This is a genomic window from Streptomyces sp. NPDC057638 (assembly GCF_042800315.1).
Taxonomy (GTDB): Bacteria; Actinomycetota; Actinomycetes; order Streptomycetales; family Streptomycetaceae; genus Streptomyces.
Map to the genome: position 1 here is coordinate 52,270 of NZ_JBHVHF010000006.1, position 16,650 is coordinate 68,919.

The 16,650-nt window shown below is 71.3% G+C and carries 19 protein-coding genes; 10 read left to right on the plus strand and 9 right to left on the minus strand.

Features of this window, described 5'->3' with window-relative positions; genetic code table 11:
• The first annotated feature begins 108 nt into the window (after nucleotides 1-108).
• On the plus strand, nucleotides 109-441 hold the full coding sequence (cutA, locus tag ACFVIM_RS01790; protein WP_384297279.1) for a divalent-cation tolerance protein CutA: 333 nt from the start codon (nucleotides 109-111) through the stop codon (nucleotides 439-441).
• A 47-nt stretch (nucleotides 442-488) separates the two neighbouring features.
• On the opposite strand, the gene ACFVIM_RS01795 is transcribed toward cutA, so the two are convergent.
• From ACFVIM_RS01795 to ACFVIM_RS01810, 4 genes are all read right to left on the minus strand, one after another.
• Entirely contained in the window at nucleotides 489-929 is a 441-nt protein-coding gene (locus ACFVIM_RS01795) for an NUDIX domain-containing protein (protein ID WP_384297309.1), read from the minus strand.
• Between the two features lie 153 nt (nucleotides 930-1,082).
• The gene (locus tag ACFVIM_RS01800; RefSeq protein ID WP_384297281.1) at nucleotides 1,083-1,772 is read right to left on the minus strand and encodes an XRE family transcriptional regulator; all 690 of its coding nucleotides are present in this window, start codon (nucleotides 1,770-1,772) and stop codon (nucleotides 1,083-1,085) included.
• A gap of 16 nt (nucleotides 1,773-1,788) precedes the next feature.
• Nucleotides 1,789-2,799 carry a transcriptional regulator gene (locus tag ACFVIM_RS01805; RefSeq protein WP_384297282.1) on the minus strand — a complete coding sequence of 337 codons (1,011 nt, stop codon included), beginning with the start codon at nucleotides 2,797-2,799 and terminating at the stop codon, nucleotides 1,789-1,791.
• An 11-nt stretch (nucleotides 2,800-2,810) separates the two neighbouring features.
• On the minus strand, nucleotides 2,811-4,139 hold the full coding sequence (locus tag ACFVIM_RS01810; protein WP_384297283.1) for a tetratricopeptide repeat protein: 1,329 nt from the start codon (nucleotides 4,137-4,139) through the stop codon (nucleotides 2,811-2,813).
• Between the two features lie 135 nt (nucleotides 4,140-4,274).
• Between ACFVIM_RS01810 and ACFVIM_RS01815 the strand changes: the two genes are divergently transcribed.
• From ACFVIM_RS01815 to ACFVIM_RS01830, 4 genes are read left to right on the plus strand one after another with little or no spacing between them, the layout of a single operon-like run.
• Complete coding sequence (locus ACFVIM_RS01815; RefSeq protein WP_384297285.1) at nucleotides 4,275-4,490, plus strand: hypothetical protein; 216 nt, start codon at nucleotides 4,275-4,277, stop codon at nucleotides 4,488-4,490.
• On the plus strand, nucleotides 4,487-4,888 hold the full coding sequence (locus ACFVIM_RS01820; protein WP_384297287.1) for a hypothetical protein: 402 nt from the start codon (nucleotides 4,487-4,489) through the stop codon (nucleotides 4,886-4,888). The genes ACFVIM_RS01815 and ACFVIM_RS01820 overlap by 4 nt, the downstream gene beginning before the upstream one ends.
• 11 nt (nucleotides 4,889-4,899) lie before the next feature.
• A complete protein-coding gene (locus ACFVIM_RS01825) occupies nucleotides 4,900-5,130 on the plus strand; it encodes a hypothetical protein (RefSeq protein ID WP_384297289.1) in 231 nt (76 codons plus the stop codon).
• Nucleotides 5,127-5,297: a hypothetical protein gene (locus tag ACFVIM_RS01830; RefSeq protein WP_384297291.1), complete on the plus strand. Its 171-nt coding sequence runs from the start codon at nucleotides 5,127-5,129 to the stop codon at nucleotides 5,295-5,297. The genes ACFVIM_RS01825 and ACFVIM_RS01830 overlap by 4 nt, the downstream gene beginning before the upstream one ends.
• Here ACFVIM_RS01830 and ACFVIM_RS01835 read toward each other — a convergent pair.
• The 3 genes from ACFVIM_RS01835 to ACFVIM_RS01845 form a co-directional block, all read right to left on the minus strand.
• A complete protein-coding gene (locus ACFVIM_RS01835; RefSeq protein ID WP_384297293.1) occupies nucleotides 5,281-5,538 on the minus strand; it encodes a hypothetical protein in 258 nt (85 codons plus the stop codon). The two genes, ACFVIM_RS01830 and ACFVIM_RS01835, sit on opposite strands and share 17 nt — an antisense overlap.
• A complete protein-coding gene (locus ACFVIM_RS01840; protein WP_384297295.1) occupies nucleotides 5,535-6,122 on the minus strand; it encodes a hypothetical protein in 588 nt (195 codons plus the stop codon). Before ACFVIM_RS01840 ends, ACFVIM_RS01835 begins: the two co-directional genes overlap by 4 nt.
• Before the next feature lie 141 nt (nucleotides 6,123-6,263).
• Nucleotides 6,264-7,334 (minus strand): mechanosensitive ion channel family protein, encoded by a 1,071-nt coding sequence (locus tag ACFVIM_RS01845; RefSeq protein ID WP_384297310.1) that lies wholly within the window; start codon nucleotides 7,332-7,334, stop codon nucleotides 6,264-6,266.
• Between the two features lie 293 nt (nucleotides 7,335-7,627).
• On the opposite strand from ACFVIM_RS01845, the gene ACFVIM_RS01850 reads away from it, so the two are divergent.
• Nucleotides 7,628-8,233, plus strand: coding sequence for an HNH endonuclease (locus ACFVIM_RS01850; RefSeq protein ID WP_384297296.1), 606 nt, complete (start codon nucleotides 7,628-7,630; stop codon nucleotides 8,231-8,233).
• 3 nt (nucleotides 8,234-8,236) lie between these two features.
• Here ACFVIM_RS01850 and ACFVIM_RS01855 read toward each other — a convergent pair whose 3' ends face one another.
• The gene (locus ACFVIM_RS01855) at nucleotides 8,237-11,170 is read right to left on the minus strand and encodes a beta-N-acetylglucosaminidase domain-containing protein (RefSeq protein ID WP_384297297.1); all 2,934 of its coding nucleotides are present in this window, start codon (nucleotides 11,168-11,170) and stop codon (nucleotides 8,237-8,239) included.
• 390 nt (nucleotides 11,171-11,560) lie between these two features.
• Here ACFVIM_RS01855 and ACFVIM_RS01860 point away from each other — a divergent pair, with 390 nt between their 5' ends.
• The 3 genes from ACFVIM_RS01860 to ACFVIM_RS01870 all read left to right on the plus strand — a co-directional run bounded on the left by ACFVIM_RS01860 (nucleotide 11,561) and on the right by ACFVIM_RS01870 (nucleotide 14,659).
• A complete protein-coding gene (locus tag ACFVIM_RS01860; RefSeq protein ID WP_384297298.1) occupies nucleotides 11,561-11,920 on the plus strand; it encodes a hypothetical protein in 360 nt (119 codons plus the stop codon).
• A 112-nt stretch (nucleotides 11,921-12,032) separates the two neighbouring features.
• Complete coding sequence (gene malQ, locus ACFVIM_RS01865) at nucleotides 12,033-14,318, plus strand: 4-alpha-glucanotransferase (protein WP_384297300.1); 2,286 nt, start codon at nucleotides 12,033-12,035, stop codon at nucleotides 14,316-14,318.
• Between the two features lie 104 nt (nucleotides 14,319-14,422).
• Nucleotides 14,423-14,659 (plus strand): hypothetical protein, encoded by a 237-nt coding sequence (locus ACFVIM_RS01870; RefSeq protein ID WP_384297301.1) that lies wholly within the window; start codon nucleotides 14,423-14,425, stop codon nucleotides 14,657-14,659.
• A gap of 303 nt (nucleotides 14,660-14,962) precedes the next feature.
• Here the strand turns inward: ACFVIM_RS01870 and ACFVIM_RS01875 are convergent, their stop codons facing one another.
• Complete coding sequence (locus ACFVIM_RS01875) at nucleotides 14,963-15,430, minus strand: MarR family winged helix-turn-helix transcriptional regulator (RefSeq protein ID WP_384297311.1); 468 nt, start codon at nucleotides 15,428-15,430, stop codon at nucleotides 14,963-14,965.
• Nucleotides 15,431-15,634: 204 nt separating this feature from the next.
• On the opposite strand from ACFVIM_RS01875, the gene ACFVIM_RS01880 reads away from it, so the two are divergent.
• The gene (locus ACFVIM_RS01880; protein WP_384297303.1) at nucleotides 15,635-16,570 is read left to right on the plus strand and encodes an EamA family transporter; all 936 of its coding nucleotides are present in this window, start codon (nucleotides 15,635-15,637) and stop codon (nucleotides 16,568-16,570) included.
• The last annotated feature ends 80 nt before the right edge of the window (nucleotides 16,571-16,650 follow it).

Here is a 16,650-nt window from a genome sequence, read left to right on the forward strand (position 1 = left end):
TGCCAGTGACGCTGCCCGTGAGGTGAGCCGCGCTCGGTCGAAGGTGTCGCGTGTGGTGCTGTTGGCGCGGTAGCGGCTGAGGTGGGCACCGATGACTAGGCTCGGCGCATGACTGACTTTCTTCAGGTGTCAACGGCGACGGAGACCCGCGAGCAAGCAGTGGAACTGGCTCGGTCCGTGGTGATGGGGCGCCTGGCGGCGGGAGCGCAGATCGTCGGGCCGGTGGTTTCAGCCTTCTGGCATGAGGGGGAGTTCGGGACGGGTGAGGAGTGGCAACTCCTCTTGAAGACCCGGGCTGACCGGTATGCCGAAGTGGAGTCGCACCTTCGGGAGCGTCATCCATGGGGGAACCCGGAGATCTGCGCCCTGCCGATCATGTTCGGGTCGGACGCGTACCTTCGATGGGTGGCGGCGACCACTGATCCAGGCCTCGGCCAGTAGCGGGTCAGGCTCGTCGAATGTGTCGCGTGCGGTGCCCTATGCCCTGGTCAACCCACCGTTTCCGGCGAGTTTCCGTGCTCCAGATAGGCGGTCACGCCGTTCGCGCGGGCCTGGATACCAGCGGTGATGCGGCGCACGAGGCGGGGGATGGTGAGTTCCGGCAGCCGTTCGGCCGGGTGGAAGTCGTAGCCACGGACTTCGTTGGCTTGCAGGGTGATCCGCTGGCGACTGTCCGTGCTGAGGCGGCCGCCGTTGAAGAGGTAGAGAACCTTGTCTCCCTCGCCCGGATTCGGTGCCCAGTCCACGACGAGCAGGCAACCGATGCGGGGTGCGATGCCCAACTCCTCCTGGACCTCGCGCACACATGCCTGGAGAGGTGATTCTCCCTCTTCGACGTATCCGCCCGGAACATCGCGATAGTCCTTGTAAGAAGGTTCGATGAGGAGGACGCGATCAGCTTCGTCGAAGAAGAGGGCACCGGCCGCCATCAGAGGGTGGGCCGTCTTCGCCTCGCTCACTGTATGGACTCCAAACGCCCGGTATAGGCCGTGCGGGTGGACAGGGACTCCCTCTCTCTTCCAGAGCATGCGATGCACTGCTGACATCGCACGTGGTCGAGATGGTGTGGGCGGTGTGGTCGGTCACTTCCGGATATAGACGGCTCTGGGACTTGCCCGTTCCCACAATTCCTCACCATGTCCTATGAAGCGGTCGAACATACCGTCGTCGCCGTGACGGCGCAGATGAAGAAGCGGCGAGTCGTGGCCAACGGCCGTTGCCAGATGTGGTGTGACCAGCGCATCGCCGTCGAAGCGGAACACCGAGAGGCTGACGTGGCTCATGGCATCCATAGGCGCCGAGAATCGCGTCTCCACACCCTCCCGTGCGCCGAGGCGGTCAAGGCAGTCGAGCGTCATGCGGATCCGGGAAGAGACCGACAGCGCGACATCCTCAATGGCTTCCCGCTGCCGGGTCACCTCGCTGTCCGGGTCTCCTACCAGGAAGCGCACACGGCATCCCGCTGCGACCTTGCGTTGAACGGTGTCCGCGAAATGCGGCACCTGCGTCCAGAAGAAGTAGTTGGTGTAGCCAGCGAGAAAGATCTCCTTCCCTGCTCCCTCGATGAGCTCCCTCCAGACGGTGGAGGGGCATGCGGATCGATATGGATAGCTGTGCATGATTTCCCGGTCGGCACCCGTCTTCACGCGGTTCTGCACGACTTTGGGCCACAACATCTCTTCGCTTACTCCCAGCTCACGGCAAACGCCTAGTCGGTTCTGTGCGTGCGGTGTCAGGCCAGCATCGCCCAGCCACCGCTCCACTTGCTTCACCCAGAGCTTGCCGCTTCTACTTCGCTCGCGCGGCTAGCCGTGCTCTGTCGAAGGTGTCGCGTGCGGTGCTGTTGGCGAGGTAGGGGCGGAGAAGGGGGCCGATGTTCGCGACGTGTTGGTCAATGCGTCCTGAATGAGTGGCGGGGTACTCCTCCAAGACCTTGATCCAGGTGGTGCATGCTTCTTCCAGGTGGCCGATTTCCAGTTGGCGCTCGGCCAGAAGGGAGCTGAAGCGCACTCCGGATTGACGTGAATCCGTTTCGTCTCTCAGGTGGAAGTGTTGTTGGAGCGAATGGACGCTGCCCTTGATGTCCCCTGAGTGATAGCGGACGTTGGAGGTCATATAGGCCAGGGTGGATGCGTTGAAGCCGCCCAGCGTTCCGGTGCGGCTGTCGGCGATGTCGAGGAACTTCTCCGTGTCGCGAACCCTGGCCAAGGCGGCGCGGCGCTCGCCTCCTACTGCGGACGCGTAGCCCCGTTGTGCCGCGAAGAAGGCGCGGTTGTCCGGCTCGCCGTCCGGGGCGGCTGACGCGGCGGTTTCGGCGAAGCGCATGGCGTCGGGGCCGTGGCCCAGGTCGGCCGCTTGCACCGACATTCCGCGCAGCACGCGGCAGTACGTCAGATGATCGCCACCCGCCCCGGAGAGTTGAAGGGCCTTGAGATACCACTTCTGGGCAAGGCCGTGCTGGGTCTCGTCCACCGCCATCCAGCCGGTGAGATAGCAGAGGAACGCAGCCGCTGACAGCATCGCCTTGCGGACCTGGGGCGGTCCGTCCATGCGGAGATACGGTGCCACGACGTTCACCAGGAAAGTTGCCGCGAGGGGGCGGGTGTGACGGCCGCCGAGATCGTCATAGGTGGCTGACAGTCGATCGGACATCCTGACCACAAGATCAACGTCCGGCATGCCGAGGCGGCGGGCCTCGCCGGAGTTCGCTGCGTCCATTCGGCCCATGGTGCTCTGCCAGTCGGGAAAGACTGGGGCGACACTCAAGGCCGCCGACTCGATGAAGTGGCGACGCTCCATCTGCTGCCTCCTTACTGCCGTGCGCGTGAAGCTAAGCGTGACCTTTCGAAGGTGTCGCGTGCGGTGCTGTTGGCGAGGTACGGGCGGAGTAGGGATTCGATGTTCGCGACATGCTGGTCAACCCGCCCCGAGTAGATGTTGGGGTAGGCGTCGAGGACCTTGCTCCAGGTGCCGCAGGCTTCTTCCAGGTGGCCGAGTTCCAGTTGTCGCTCGGCAAGAAGGGAGCCGAAGCGTGCCGCAGATCGTGGTGTATCACCTGTGCCTCTCAGTCGAAAGTGGAGATGCAGTGAGTCCATGCTTCCTTTGATGTCGCCAGAGTGGTAGCGGACGTTCGAGGTCGCGTACGCCAGGATGGATGGGTTGAAGCCACCCAAAGTCCCTGGCCCGCTGTCGGAGATATCGAGAAACTTTTCCGCTTCTCGGATGCTTGCCAAGGCTGCGCGACTTTCGCCAGCTACTGCGGATGCGTAACCCTGCTGTGCGGCGAAGAAGGCGCGGTTACGTGGTCCCGCGTCTGGCGCGGCAGTGGCAGCAGCGTCAGCGAAGCGTTTGGCATCTGGACCATGACCGAGGTCGGCCGCTTGAACTGAAAGGCCCCGGATCGTGCGGCAGTAAGCTAGGCGATCACCGCTTTCCCTGGCGAGTTCCAAACTCTTTGTGTAGTAGCGCTGGGCGAGGCCATGCCGCCCCTCATCTTCAGCCATCCACCCTGTGAGGTAGCAGAGGAAAGAGGCGGCGGAGAGCATCGCTTTCCGTGGGGCTTCGAGTGCGTGGGTGCGTAAATACGGAACTACCGTGTGGACCAGGAACTGTGCGGCCATGGGTCGGGTGTGGTGGCCGCCGAACTGTTCGAAGGTCATCCAAAGATGGTCAGTTATCTTGGTGACCAGTTCGACATCCCGCATGCCCATCTCTTGTGCCTGCCCCGACTGAACTGCCTCGGCTCTTTCAGAGATCTCCCGCCACTCGGGGATCTTCAAGGCAACGCTGAAGAGGGCTGACCCAATGAAGTAGCGGCGTTCCATGTCCCGACTCCCCAGATCGATGAGGCTCTCTGTCAGCGAGTAGCTGTCGGACTTTTCGGGTGGCGCGGGAAAGCCGAGTTGTTCATGGGTCAGGGGACGCCCTAACTTTCGGGCGAAGGCTTCGACAATGAGTCCCCGAGCGGACTTCTTGGGGATGCCGCCTCCGAGCCACTGGCTGACGGAGGGCTGCTGGTACCTGGTGGGAGTGCCTCGTTCGGTTCCGAGGCGGTTCACGGCTTGTGCGAGCTGGCGCTCGGTCCAGCCTGTCTCCTCGAACAGGGCCGCCAGGTTTTCGTTCGGTTCTCGGGTCCCCATGGGCGGTCAACTCCTCGTGTCGTGCCTTATGTCTCTTATCCCCGAGGCGCCCCACCACGGTACCGCTGTGCGTGACCAACCCGTTGCCTAGAGCGAGCGCGAATGAGGTGCGATACCGGGTGAGAGGAGACGGCGGTGGCCTTGGCGATCCGCCTGTGGTGGTGGCTGATGCTGGCCCTCGGGGCCGCCGAGTCCCGGATCGGTCTCGGGCTGGAACTGGCCCGGCTGCGGCTGGACGCCGAGGCGTTCGATGACTGGTCCTGGTTACTCGCGGCGGAGGCCCAGCAGCGCCGCATCGATGCCGAGCTGGAGCGCCTCCTCCAGGAGGCGTCCGGGGACGGCACCCCGTGACCCGCGTGATCCGGTACTTCTGCTGTGTCCGGGGCATCGGGCCCGTCTACGGCTCCGGGCGGAACGTCACCTGTGTCGTCGCGATGCTGCGCACCGAGTCGGCGGAGACCGCGCTGCGGTGGCTGGTGGGTCAGGTCGGGCGGCTCGCCGACCGGCTCGACCCCGCCCCGGACACCGGCATGACCCTCGTCATCGGCCCCGAGGTCGACGGGCCGTCACTGCTGCGGGCCTGGTGTCAGGACCCGGCCCACCGCCAGGCCGCCTGGGCACGCCTGATCGACGGCCGCTGCGTCTCCCTCATCTTCCCCGACGGGCTGAACCACTACCGGTTCGAGGTCAGCCCCGAACTCACCCCCGCCCGCACCCGCCCCTACCTCGAACCACCCCCACCCCCGTGAAAGGCCCGCCCATGCCCCGTATCAGCGAGGAATCCCGCCGCCGCCGCGACCGCGTCCTGCGCAACCAGGAACAGATCACCACCCGCTACGCCCAGGGCGTCTCCCTCACCCGTATCGCCGCCGACTACAGCGTGGAATCCAAGTGGTTCCGCGCCGTCCTCGTCGGCTGGGGCATCGAGATCCGGGGCCCCCGGGCCGCCCGCGCCGCCCACCTCGCCCTCCGCCAGGAGCACACACGATGAGCGACTGCCCGACCTGCGACGACCTCACCACCGCCGAACGCGAAGCCGAACGCGCCCACGACCACTCCCGCGCCACCGACTGCCGCGTCCTGCGCACCCGCCACCAAGCCCAACACCCCGACCCTCAGGCCCAGGACACCCGGTACCAGGTCAGCCCAGGTGCGTGATGTTGACGGCCGTGACCACGAGGACGGGCGGCTCGGAGACGTAGTAGCGGACGAAGTCGTCGGCGACCGTGGCGAGCCGTCGGTCCTGCTCCTGGGGGTGCTCGGGCCGGGAGCCGTGGCCGTAGGGGCTGTGGCCGAGTGTTCTGGCCATCTCGGCGTCGAACCGGGCCCGGTAGGTGGGGGTCATCTCCGCGCGGACCTTCTCCGCCTGGCCCGCGTACTGGATGCGGTACCGGCTCACGCCTCCTCCACCGGGGGATGTGCCGGGCGCGTGATCCCGGCGGCGAGTTCGGCCTTCACCTGCTCGATCGCGCGGTCGTCCTCGGCCCGCGCCTCGGGCGGGTATCCCCATCGCAGGGCGACATAGACGAGGTCCTGCGCCGGGGCCTGGGCCGTCTCGGTCTCGAACGCGGCCAGCCTCTCCCCGTCGAGGACGGCGCGGATGCCCTCGATCGTGGCGGGGTGGGTCACCGACCCGACGGGGAAACCCGTCCGGAACACGGAGGACCGGGGGGTGCCCGAGGTGGCGTCATGAGGGGGGTGGGTGGGGGTGACGGGATCGCCGTCACCGTCCCGTACGCCGGTGAAGTCACCGGCCTTCAGCCGCGCGACCGTGGCCGGATCCTCTGTGGCCGCCCGCGCGGGCAGTGTCCAGGCGAGGACGGCGTAGACGAGATCCACCGCCGGGGTCCGGGCGATCTCGGCGTCGAAGGCGGCGGCCCGGCCCTCGTCCAGCCGCGCCCGTACGCCGCCGATGCTCGCGGGTACCTCCACCCGGCCCCAGGCCAGCGGCAGACTCCACACCGGCCCTGTCATCACGGTCATACCGGCCCTCGCTCTCCACGGAACAGCCGCTGCGTGAAGGCTTCACCGTACGGACTCCGTGGCGGTGGGGATCGCCGTTCGGGCCGGGCCGCCACGATCGGGCGACCCGTGCCGGGACCGGCCGCGCGAGGCGGCCCGCCCCTACTTCGTCAGGCTCGGGCCCGGTGGGATCGGTGCCGTCGCCAGGGACTGAGGCGAGGTGGGGCTGGCCAGGGCCGAGGGGGCGGCCATGCCCGCCGAGGGGTCGGCGGTCGGGGTGTCCTCCGCGAGCGGGAGGCCGCCCACGATGCGGATGCCCTCCGCGTCGAAGGCGCGCTTGACGCGCCAGCGCAGTTCGCGTTCCACGCCCAGGCCCTTGCCCGGCATGGTCTTCACCGCGACGCGTATGGTCATCGACTCCAGCAGCACCTCGGTCAGGCCGAGGACCTCCACCGGGCCCCACAGCCGCTCGTTCCAGGGCTCGGCCTTGCTCAGTTCGGTGCCGACGCGGTCGAGTACGGAGCTGACGTGGTCGAGGTCCTCGCTGGGGCGGACGGTGACATCGACCGCGGCGGTGGCCCAGCCCTGGCTGAGGTTGCCGATGCGCTTGATCTCGCCGTTGCGCACGTACCAGATCTCGCCGTCGTCGCCGCGCAGTTTGGTGACGCGCAGGCCCACCTCGATCACCTCGCCGGAGGCGACCCCGGCGTCGACGGTGTCCCCGACCCCGTACTGGTCCTCCATGATCATGAAGACGCCGGAGAGGAAGTCGGTGACCAGGTTGCGCGCGCCGAAACCGATCGCGACACCCGCGACACCGGCGGAGGCCAGCAGCGGGGCCAGATCGATCTTGAAGGCGCCGAGGATCATCAGGAACGCGGTGCCGAGGATCAGGAAGGAGGCCACCGAGCGCAGCACGGAGCCGATGGCCTCGGAGCGCTGGCGGCGGCGTTCGGCGTTGACGAGGAGGCCGCCGAGGGCGGAGCCCTCCATCGCCTGGGCGGAACGGTTCATCCGATCTATCAGCTTGGTCAGGGCCCGGCGCACCAGGAACCGCAGCACCAGCGCGATCACGATGATCAGCGCGATGCGCAGGCTGGTGTTGAGCCAGGTGGACCAGTTCTGCTCGACCCAGCCCGCCGCGTTCTCCGCCTGCTGGGCCGCCTCTTCCAGGGTGGCGTTCCCTTGCTCCGGGGCCGATGGGTCGGCCGCGGCCCACAGGGCGGACGGCAGGAAGGGGGACACGGGGAGAACCTCCGGGGCGGGGGACGCAGCCGATGACTCGGCTAACTCGGCCAACCACACTAACGGGGCATCCCCGCCCCGCCCCGGATCCGGCCTCAGGAGAGACAAGGCTCACCTGGGAGGGGCTCTGACCCGTCCCGGTTCCCCCCGATTGGTGTGGCGCACAACACTCTCAGCCCGTTACCGCCATGTGGTGGCGCTCGGACCAGGCATAAGGAGAGACTGAAGACAGATCGTCCCGGCGCGAGCCACGCGCCGCCGGCGTACAAGGAGGCGTCCACGTGCCGCATGTCCTGGTCCTCAACGCGTCGTACGAGCCGCTGGGCGTCGTACCTCTCCGCCGCGCGCTCATCCTCGTCCTGGAGAACAAGGCCCTCTGCCTGGAGGAGTCCGGCGCCTTCCTGCACAGTGCGACCCTGGCGGTCGCGGCACCCAGCGTGGTGCGGCTGAAGCGCTTCGTACGGGTCCCCTACCGGGGGCCCGTTCCACTGACCCGCAAGGCCCTGTTCGCCCGGGACGGCGGGCGCTGCATGTACTGCGGGGGCGTCGCCACCAGCGTCGACCATGTGATCCCGCGCAGCCGGGGCGGCCAGCACGCCTGGGACAACGTGGTGGCGGCCTGCCGCCGCTGCAACCACGTCAAGGCCGACCGGCAGCTGCGCGAGCTGGGCTGGCGGCTGCGGCACCAGCCCGCCCCGCCCAGCGGTCTCGCCTGGCGGATCATCGGCACCGGGCACCGCGATCCGCGCTGGCTCCCCTATCTCCAGCCGTACGGCGCCGACGATGTGATCACGCGGATAGACGCCGTGGTCCGGGGGCGCCGGGAGAGCGACGCGGACCGCGCCCATGAACGGGGGCATGACCACTCCCGGGCCGCTACCGCCTAGTCACTACTCCGGCACCACCGCGTACGCCTCCACCGACCACAGCGAGTAACCGAACCGGGTGGCCCGCGCGTCACCCTGGACGCGGATGAAGCGGGTGCCCGGCGCGTCCATGCGGACGGACTCCCGTCCGCCCCGGCCCTCGGCGACCGTCGCCGCCGTACGCCAGGTCCGGCCGTCCGCCGAGACCTCGATCCGGTACGCGGAGGCGTAGGCGTCCTGCCAGCGCAGCACCACGCGCCCCACCCGGGCGGGCTCGGCCAGCTCCACCTGCCACCAGGCGTCGTCCTGGGCCGGGGACGACCAGCGGGTCCCCGGATCGCCGTCGGCCGCCGAGGCCGCCGGGAAGTCGGCCGTCTCGTCGCCGGACGAGGTCGCCGTCCCGCCGTTCGCCAGGTCCGTGCCGCCGGTTCGGGGATAGGCCCGTACGGTCAGGGTCCGCTCCTCGCCGCCGAAGGAGAGCGGCACCCGGTACTCACCGGCCGGGGTCCCCTCCGGGACCGAGACCTCCACCGGCACGGTGGTGCGCACACCCCGGGGCACCGTGGTCTTCTTCGGCACCGACACCTTGATCCCCTTGGGCGCCTTCGCCGTCAGGGTGCCGTTCACCGCGCCGGGACGCCTCGGGGTCAGCTCCACACCCGCCCGCTGCGGGCCGCCGCCGATCTCGGCGTCCGTCTCCCCCCGTACGAGATCGACCCCGGCGACCGGCTCGTCGGCGAACCAGGGCACCAGCGCGCGCACGCCGACCGGCTCGGGGCCGGTGCGCGAGACCCGGAGGGCGTCGGCCGTCAGGCCCCGGGCGTCGGCCTGGGTCCAGCCGGTGGGGGAGAGGGCGCCGAGGCGCTGCCAGCCCCGGCCCGGGACATGGGCCTCCAGGGTGGCGGGGCCGGTGCCCGGCTCGGTCATGGCGGTGACCGTGGCGATCGGGCGGGGGCGGTCCAGCCAGAGGGTGTCCGCGCCGGGGCGGTCGGCGACCCGGTCGGCGCCGGTCCACGCGGCGGCCTCCGTGGCGGCGCGCGCCAGGAACGGGTCGAGGACGCCCTTGCCGACCGTGACGCGGCCCCCGGCGAGCGCGGCGCGCTCCTTCTCCAGTGCCAGCGAGAACCGCCAGGCGGCCGTGCCATCGCCCCTGACCTGCGCCTGGAGCATGTCGACCGCCAGCTCCCCGGCACGGCCGTAGCGGGACAGCCGCTCCAGCCACGGCCGTACGTCGTCATCCAGACGCCCCTCGGCGGGCCCGGTCAGCTGGGCCGGGGCGCCGCGCATCACCGAGAACGCCCGCCGCAGCCGGTCCACCACCTGGTCGCGGGCGGCCGGGGCGGCGGCGCGGGTGGACCAGAAGGCCCGCAGCAGCGGCTGGAGATAGGCGGACTCGGGGGAGCCGAGGAGGGAGGAGGCGTGGTGGCCCGCGAGCGCGCCGAGCGCGGCCCGGGTGGCCGGGTCGCCGCCCGCGAGGTCGGTCAGCGCCGCCTGCCAGGACTCCTCGGGACGGTAGCCCCGGGGGTTCCAGGCGTAGTCGGCGGCGGTGAAGAGCGGGATACGGGAGGCCGACGCCTGCTCCATGGCGTTGGCGAGCAGCGCGGCCGAGCCACCGGCGACGGCGGGTTCGCGGCCGGTGTAGGGGCCGAGGAAGATCCGGTCCTGGGCGTAGTCGTTGACCGGGTAGTTGTCCATGGTCACCAGCGGGTGCCCGAAGACGGACCGGGTGGCCGCCAGCTCCTTGCCGGTGATGGTGCGCGGCACCACGCCGACCCCGGTCCACGCGACCTGCACCCGGGGGTCGAGCGCCGCCGCGAGGGCGCGCCGGTACTCCGTCTCCCCCTCCTGGTAGTACTCGGTCGGCAGCACCGACAGCGGCTCGGCGTCCGGGTGGCGCTCCGCGAGATGGCGGGCCACCTCGCCCGCGAGCCGGGCGTGGGCCGTCGCCGCCGCCTTCGGGCCCGAGCCGAAGAGCCGCGCGTCCCGGTCGCAGTGCCACTCGCTGTAGCTGACGTCCTGGAACTGGAGCTGGAAGGCGCGCACCCCGAGCGCCCACATCGCGTCGACCTTGCGCAGCAGCGCCCGTACGTCGTCCCGGTCGGCCAGGCACATCTCCTGCGCGGGCGCGACGGCCCAGGCGAGGGTGATGTGCTGGGCGCGGGCCCGCTGGGCCAGCTCGCGGAACTCGGCCCGGCGCTCGGCCGGGTAGGGGTCGCGCCAGCGGGCGTGGCGGAACGGGTCGTCACCGGGGGCGTAGAGATAGCGGTTCTGCTTGGTGCGGCCCATGAAGTCGAGGTGGGCGAGGCGTTCGGGGTGGCTCCACGGTTCTCCGTAGAACCCCTCGGTGACCCCGCGTACGGCGGTGCCGGGCCAGTCCCGCACGGTGACCCCGGCCAGGGCCGTGCCACCGCGCGGGGCGGGGACGGCGAGCTGGCGCAGGGTCTGGACGCCGTGGAAGAGGCCGCTCTCGCCGACGCCGTCGACCGCCACGACCGCGCGGCCCTTCAGCCGGCCCACCGCGATCCGGTAGCCCCCGGAGGGCAGATCGGCGCGTTGGGGTGCGCGCAGGGCGCGCAGCGCCTCCTGCGCGCCGCTGCCCCCGAGACGGATCAGCGTGCCGCGTCCGGGAGCGGCGGTGTGGACGGTCTCCACGCCCCAGCCGAGCAGCAGCTCCTGAGCCGCCGTCACGGCCCGGGGATCGGCGGCGGGGTCCGCGACCAGGGTGACCTCACGGCCCAGCGCGGCGGACGGCCCGGCGGCGGCGATCGACTGCGGCCGGGGCCAGACGGCGGGCGGCCCGCCGTCCACCGTCGGGTCGGCGGCGGTACGGGTGGGAGGGCCGGGCGCTCCGGGGGGCGCTGCGGGGGAGGCCGCCGCACCGGGCGCACCACTGAGGAGGCCGCCCATCACGGCGACGGCGACGGCCGTGGCCGTCCGCCGACCTCGCGCGATCCGCACCCGCACGCTCCCTTCGCTGGCCCCTCGGCGGCCCTTCGCGGGCCCTTCGCGGGCCTTTCCCTGGCCCTTCGCGGCCCTTCGGCGGTCGTGGCCGACTGCCCGCCGATCGCTGAAGGGCTGCTCGTCGGCCGCTCACTGGCTGGTCATTGCCAGGTCGTTGGCCGGTGAAACCGATCGTCCGTGAGCCCACCACCCCGTCACCGGAGTGTCAACACACACGATCGAAGTGTTCCTTATGTCGGAGAAGGGGAGTTTTCTGGAGAACCGGCGGAGGGAGAAACCCCTGTGACGGGCCGCACGTTGACTGATCGTGCACGCCTGGAGCGGGGCCTACGGGGTAGGGGCCGCCCCAAGCCGTTACCGTCAGGACCGACCTTGGGAGTGCCCGTCATGACCGGATCCGCCCATCTGCTCCTCTCCGCTCTGACCACCCCCGTGCCCGGGGACACCCCAGACGGCACACAGCCCCCGGGACCGGGGCGTAAACCCGGCGGCGAGGGACCGCCCGGCGCGCCCGCCCAGCGGACGCGTCCGCTGTCGGTGACCGCGCCCCGCGCCCCCGGGGACGGGGCTGCCCGCGCGCCCCTGCCGCCCGCGTGGCACACCGGCCCCGCCACCACCGCCCCACTGACCTGCGAACCCGCCCTCGTCGGGTGCGCGCCGCTGACCAGCGAACCCCCGCTGACCGGAGGCATCGCGCTGACCAGCGAGCCGTCGCTGTGCGGCGCCGCGCCCCTGACGAGCGAGTGACGCGTGCCTGACGGGCGTGCCCAGCGCCTGACCAGCGAGCCCGCCGCCGCCGAGGGCGCCGTCGGCTCACCGCCCCCGTCCGGGATGTGACCCGGACCCCGAAGGAGTCGCCATGGGCCTCGCCCGGCTCGCCGCCCTGCACGGAGTCGCGACCTCGTACACGCCGTCGGAGGGCGTGAGCGTCCCCGTCCCCGAGGCCACGGTGGTGGCGGTCCTGGCGGCGCTCGGGGTGGACGCCTCGACCCCGGCCGCGCTCAAGACCGCCCTGGCCGGGGCCGAGGCGCGGGCCGCCGCGCGGCTGCTGCCGCTGACGGTGGTGCTGTGGCGGACGGGCCCGGACCCGGCGGACGGACCCGGGGGCGGGGTGTCCCATGGTGGCGGGACGTTTCGTAGTGACGTGATGTCTTGTAGTGACGGGGCGTCTCATGGTGACGGGGTGTTTCGTTGTGACGGGACGCCTCATGGTGGCGGTGCGTTTCGTTGTGACGGGCCACCCCACGGTGACGCGCCACCCCACGACGGCGGGCCGCCCGGGGCGCTCGCCGCGCTGCCGCCCGGGAGCGTGGTCCGGGTGACGCCGGAGACGGGCGGCGAGACCACCGGCCCCGACTGGGCGGCCCTGCCCTACGGGGTGCACCTGCTGTCGGTGACCGCACCCGACGGACGGCGGGCCGAGAGCCATCTCGTCGTCGCGCCCGCCCGGGGCCCCCAGCGCCCCGGACCCGGCGAGCGCGCCCACGGCTTCCTGGTCCAGCTCTACTCCCTGCTCTCCGAGCGCTCCTGGGGCATGGGCGACCTCGGCGACCTGGCCGAGCTGGTGAGCTGGTCCGGGCGGGCACTGGGGGCCGGGTTCGCGCAGATCAACCCGCTGCACAGCGCCGTGCCCGCCGCGCCGGACCGGCCGGCTGACCCGTCCCCGTACCGCCCCTCGTCCCGGCGCTTCCCCGACCCCGTCCATCTGCGGATCGAGGCGATCCCCGAGTACGCGTACGTCGCCGGGGCCGACCGCGAACGGCTGGCGGAACTACGGCGGCGGGGAGCCGGACTGCGGGCGGCCGTGCTGGCGGGCGCGCTGATCGACCGGGACGCCGTGTGGCGGCTCAAGGGCGAGGCGCTGGAACTGATCGCGAAGGTGCCGCTCGGACCCGGCCGCCGGGCCGACTACTGGGACTTCCTCGCCGCCCAGGGCCGCGCCCTCGACGACCACGCCACCTGGTGCGCCCTCGCCGAGATCCACGGACCCGACTGGCACTCCTGGCCCCCCGAACTCCAGAACCCCCGCTCGGCGGCGACCGCCCACGCCCGCCACCTCTTCGCCGACCGGGTCGAACTCCACTGCCGCGCCGCCTGGCTCACCGACGGCCAGCTCGCGGCGGCGGCGCGGGCCGCCCGGGAGGCGGGCATGGCGGTCGGTGTCGTCCACGACCTCGCCGTCGGGGTGCACCCCGGAGGCGCGGACACCTGGGCACGGCGCGACACCTTCGCCACCGGGATGTCGGTGGGGGCGCCGCCGGACGCCTTCAACCCGCTCGGGCAGGACTGGGGCCTGCCGCCCTGGCGCCCCGACGCCCTCGCCGCCGAGGCGTACACGCCCCTCAGAGAACTGCTGCGCGGGATCTTCGCCCACGCGGGCGCCGTACGGATCGACCATGTGATGGGGCTCTTCCGGCTCTGGTGGGTGCCCCAGGGCGGTTCGCCCACCGACGGCACCTACGTCCACTACGACGCCGAGGCCATGCTGGCCGTGGTGCTGCTGGAGGCCCACCGGACCGGGACCGTCGTCATAGGGGAAGACCTCGGCACCGTCGAGCCCGGAGTGCGCGAGACCCTCGCCGCGCGCGGCGTCCTCGGCACCTCCGTCCTCTGGTTCGAACGGGACTGGACCGGGGGCGGCAGACCGCTGGAACCCACCACCTGGCGGGAGAGCTGCCTGGCCACCGCCACCACCCACGACCTGCCGTCCACCGCCGCCCGGCTCACCGGCGAACACGTGGCCCTCCGGCACCGGCTGGGGCTGCTCACCGCCCCGCTGGAGCGCGAACTGACCCGGGAACTGGCCGAGGTGCAGGAGTGGCTCCGCGTCTTCAACCGTCTCGGGCTGCTCCCGGAAGGCGCCGGTGACGAGGAGGGACGGATCCGGGCCGTCCACCGCTTCCTGCTGCGCACCCCGGCCCGGATGGTCGGGATCTGGCTCCCGGACGCGGTCGCCGACCGCCGCCCGCAGAACGTGCCGGGCACCAGCGACGCGTACCCCAACTGGCGACTGCCCATCGCGGACCACGCCGACCGCCCGGTGACCCTGGAGGAGCTGATCGCCTCACCCCGGCTGCACGGCCTGATGAACCTCTTCCGGCCACCGTCGCGGGTGGGGGTGCGGCCCGGGACGGGAGGCGGGTGAGGGGCGCGCGGGCATCCAGGGCGCCAGGGGCGCGGAGGGCCCGGAGGCGCTTGTACGGCACCCCGGGCGCGCGGCTCGACAACGCGTTCGCTACGTTGGGGAGCGTGGACAAGAAGAACGCACTGCGCGCCGGTACCGTCGCGGCCGGTACGACGCTGATGATGCTGCTGATGTCGTCGCCCGCGCTCGCCAACCTCGTGCGTGACGACGGTGACGACCCGGGCACCGGGCTGAGTGTCGCGGAGACCGTCGGTCTCTTCGTCGTGGCGCCCGCGGTGATCTTCGCCGTGATCACGGGCCTGGTGATGGTCCTGGACAAGTCCCGCAAGCAGGCTTCTTAATTTTTTGCGGTTGTTCTCCCCCAGGCTCCGCCCGGGAGGGACCCCCGCCGGGGCGCTTTAGTCGAGATTCTCGCGTCCGACGTGCTCGATCGCTCGTTCCTCACGATCTCCGAGCGACGGCCACGAGAACTCGACGCGCCCCTTTGGCTCAGAACCGACCTCGGGTAGGTCGAGTCCTCACACGGAGCTAATCACCACCAGATCCACCCACGGGGAGACCAGTGGGTGGTCCTTGTTGTGGGCGCTCCTGGGTGCTGTGCGTCACGCACAGCGGCCGGGAGCGCCTTTCGTATGTCCGCGCGGCTACTCGTGGGCCGAGAGCAGCTTGCGGAGCAGTTCGCCGAGTTGGTGGCCCTCGGCCTCGGTCAGGACCGCGTCGAAGGCCAGGTGCTGGCGGTTGAGGCCGGCCGCGATGGCGCGGTCGGCCACCTCGCGTCCGGCCTCGGTGAGGGTCACCCGCAGTCCGCGCCGGTCGTGCGGGTCGGGGCTGCGCACCAGGAGTCCCGCCTGCTCCAGTTTGTCCAGGCGTCCCGTCATGCCCCCGGTCGTGAGCATCAGCGTCGCCGACAGCTCCCGGGGGGAGAGGGTGAAGGGCTCACCCGAACGGCGCAGTGTGCCCAGGACGTCGAACTCGCCCCGGGAGACGCCCAGCCGCCGGTACTCCTGCTCGACGAGATCGCCCATGGCGCGGGCGATCCGGTAGATCCGGCCGTAGACGGCCATGGGGACGGTGTCGAGGTCGGGGCGCTCGGCCGCCCACTGGTCGATGATCGCGTCGACCGCGTCGGGGGTCGCGCCGGAGGCATCCTCGCCAGGGCCAGGGCCAGGGCCAGGGCCAGGGCCAGGGCCAGGGCCAGGGCCAGGGGGCTGGGGTGCGTTCGCTGTTCTGGGGGTCACCCGCCCCAGTATCCCGCATACAGGATCAGTCGCAAGTAACTTGCTTGACTGTAAGTAGCTTAGTGCTAAGTTATTTCTATGAACCGAGCAGCCGCTGTCGCGCTCACCGCGCTCGCCCCCATCTCCTGGGGTTCCACCTACGCCGTCACCACCGAGTTCCTCCCGCCGGACCGGCCGCTGTTCACCGGTCTGATGCGCGCCCTGCCCGCCGGGCTGCTGCTCCTGGCCGCCACCCGGGTGCTGCCGAAAGGCGTCTGGTGGGGGCGGGCGCTGGTCCTGGGGGCGCTCAACATCGGGGCGTTCTTCCCGCTGCTCTTCCTCGCCGCCTACCGGCTGCCCGGCGGGGTCGCCGCCGTCGTCGGCTCGGTCGGGCCGCTCTTCGTGATCGGCCTGGCCGCCGTGCTGCTGGGCGAGCGGGCCACGCTGTGGAAGGTGACGGCCGCGATAGCGGCGGCGTTCGGGGTGAGTCTCGTGGTGCTCAAGGCGACCGCCGCGCTCGACCTCGTCGGGGTGCTCGCCGGGCTCATCGCCTCCGCCTCGATGTCGGCGGGGACCGTGCTCACCAAGCGCTGGGGCAGGCCCGAGGGCGTCGGCCCGCTGGCGCTCACCGGGTGGCAGCTCACGGCGGGCGGGCTGCTGATCGCGCCGGTCGCGTTCGCCGTCGAGGGCGCGCCGCCCGCGCTGGACTCCACCTCGATCGCCGGATACGTCTATCTGGCCGTGGTCAACACGGCCATCGGCTACTGGCTCTGGTTCCGTGGGGTCGAGCGGCTCTCCGCCACCTCCGCCACCCTCCTCGGACCGCTGTCGCCGATCACGGCGGCGGTCATCGGCTGGGCCGCGCTCGGGGAGGCGCTGACGCCGGTGCAGCTGCTGGGCATGGTGGTGGCGTTCGCCGCGACACTGGCCGGGCAGTGGCAGCGCCCGGAGCGTCCCAAGGACGACGCGACCCCGGACCCCGTCCCGCTGACTCGGCCCGCCGGGCCCGCGCCCGTGCCGGTCGCCCGCCGCTGACCCGGGGACGGTTCACGACAGCGGTACGGACTGACAGCGGTACGGCGCGGCACACGACGGCGCCGGGGCGCGTACGGGAG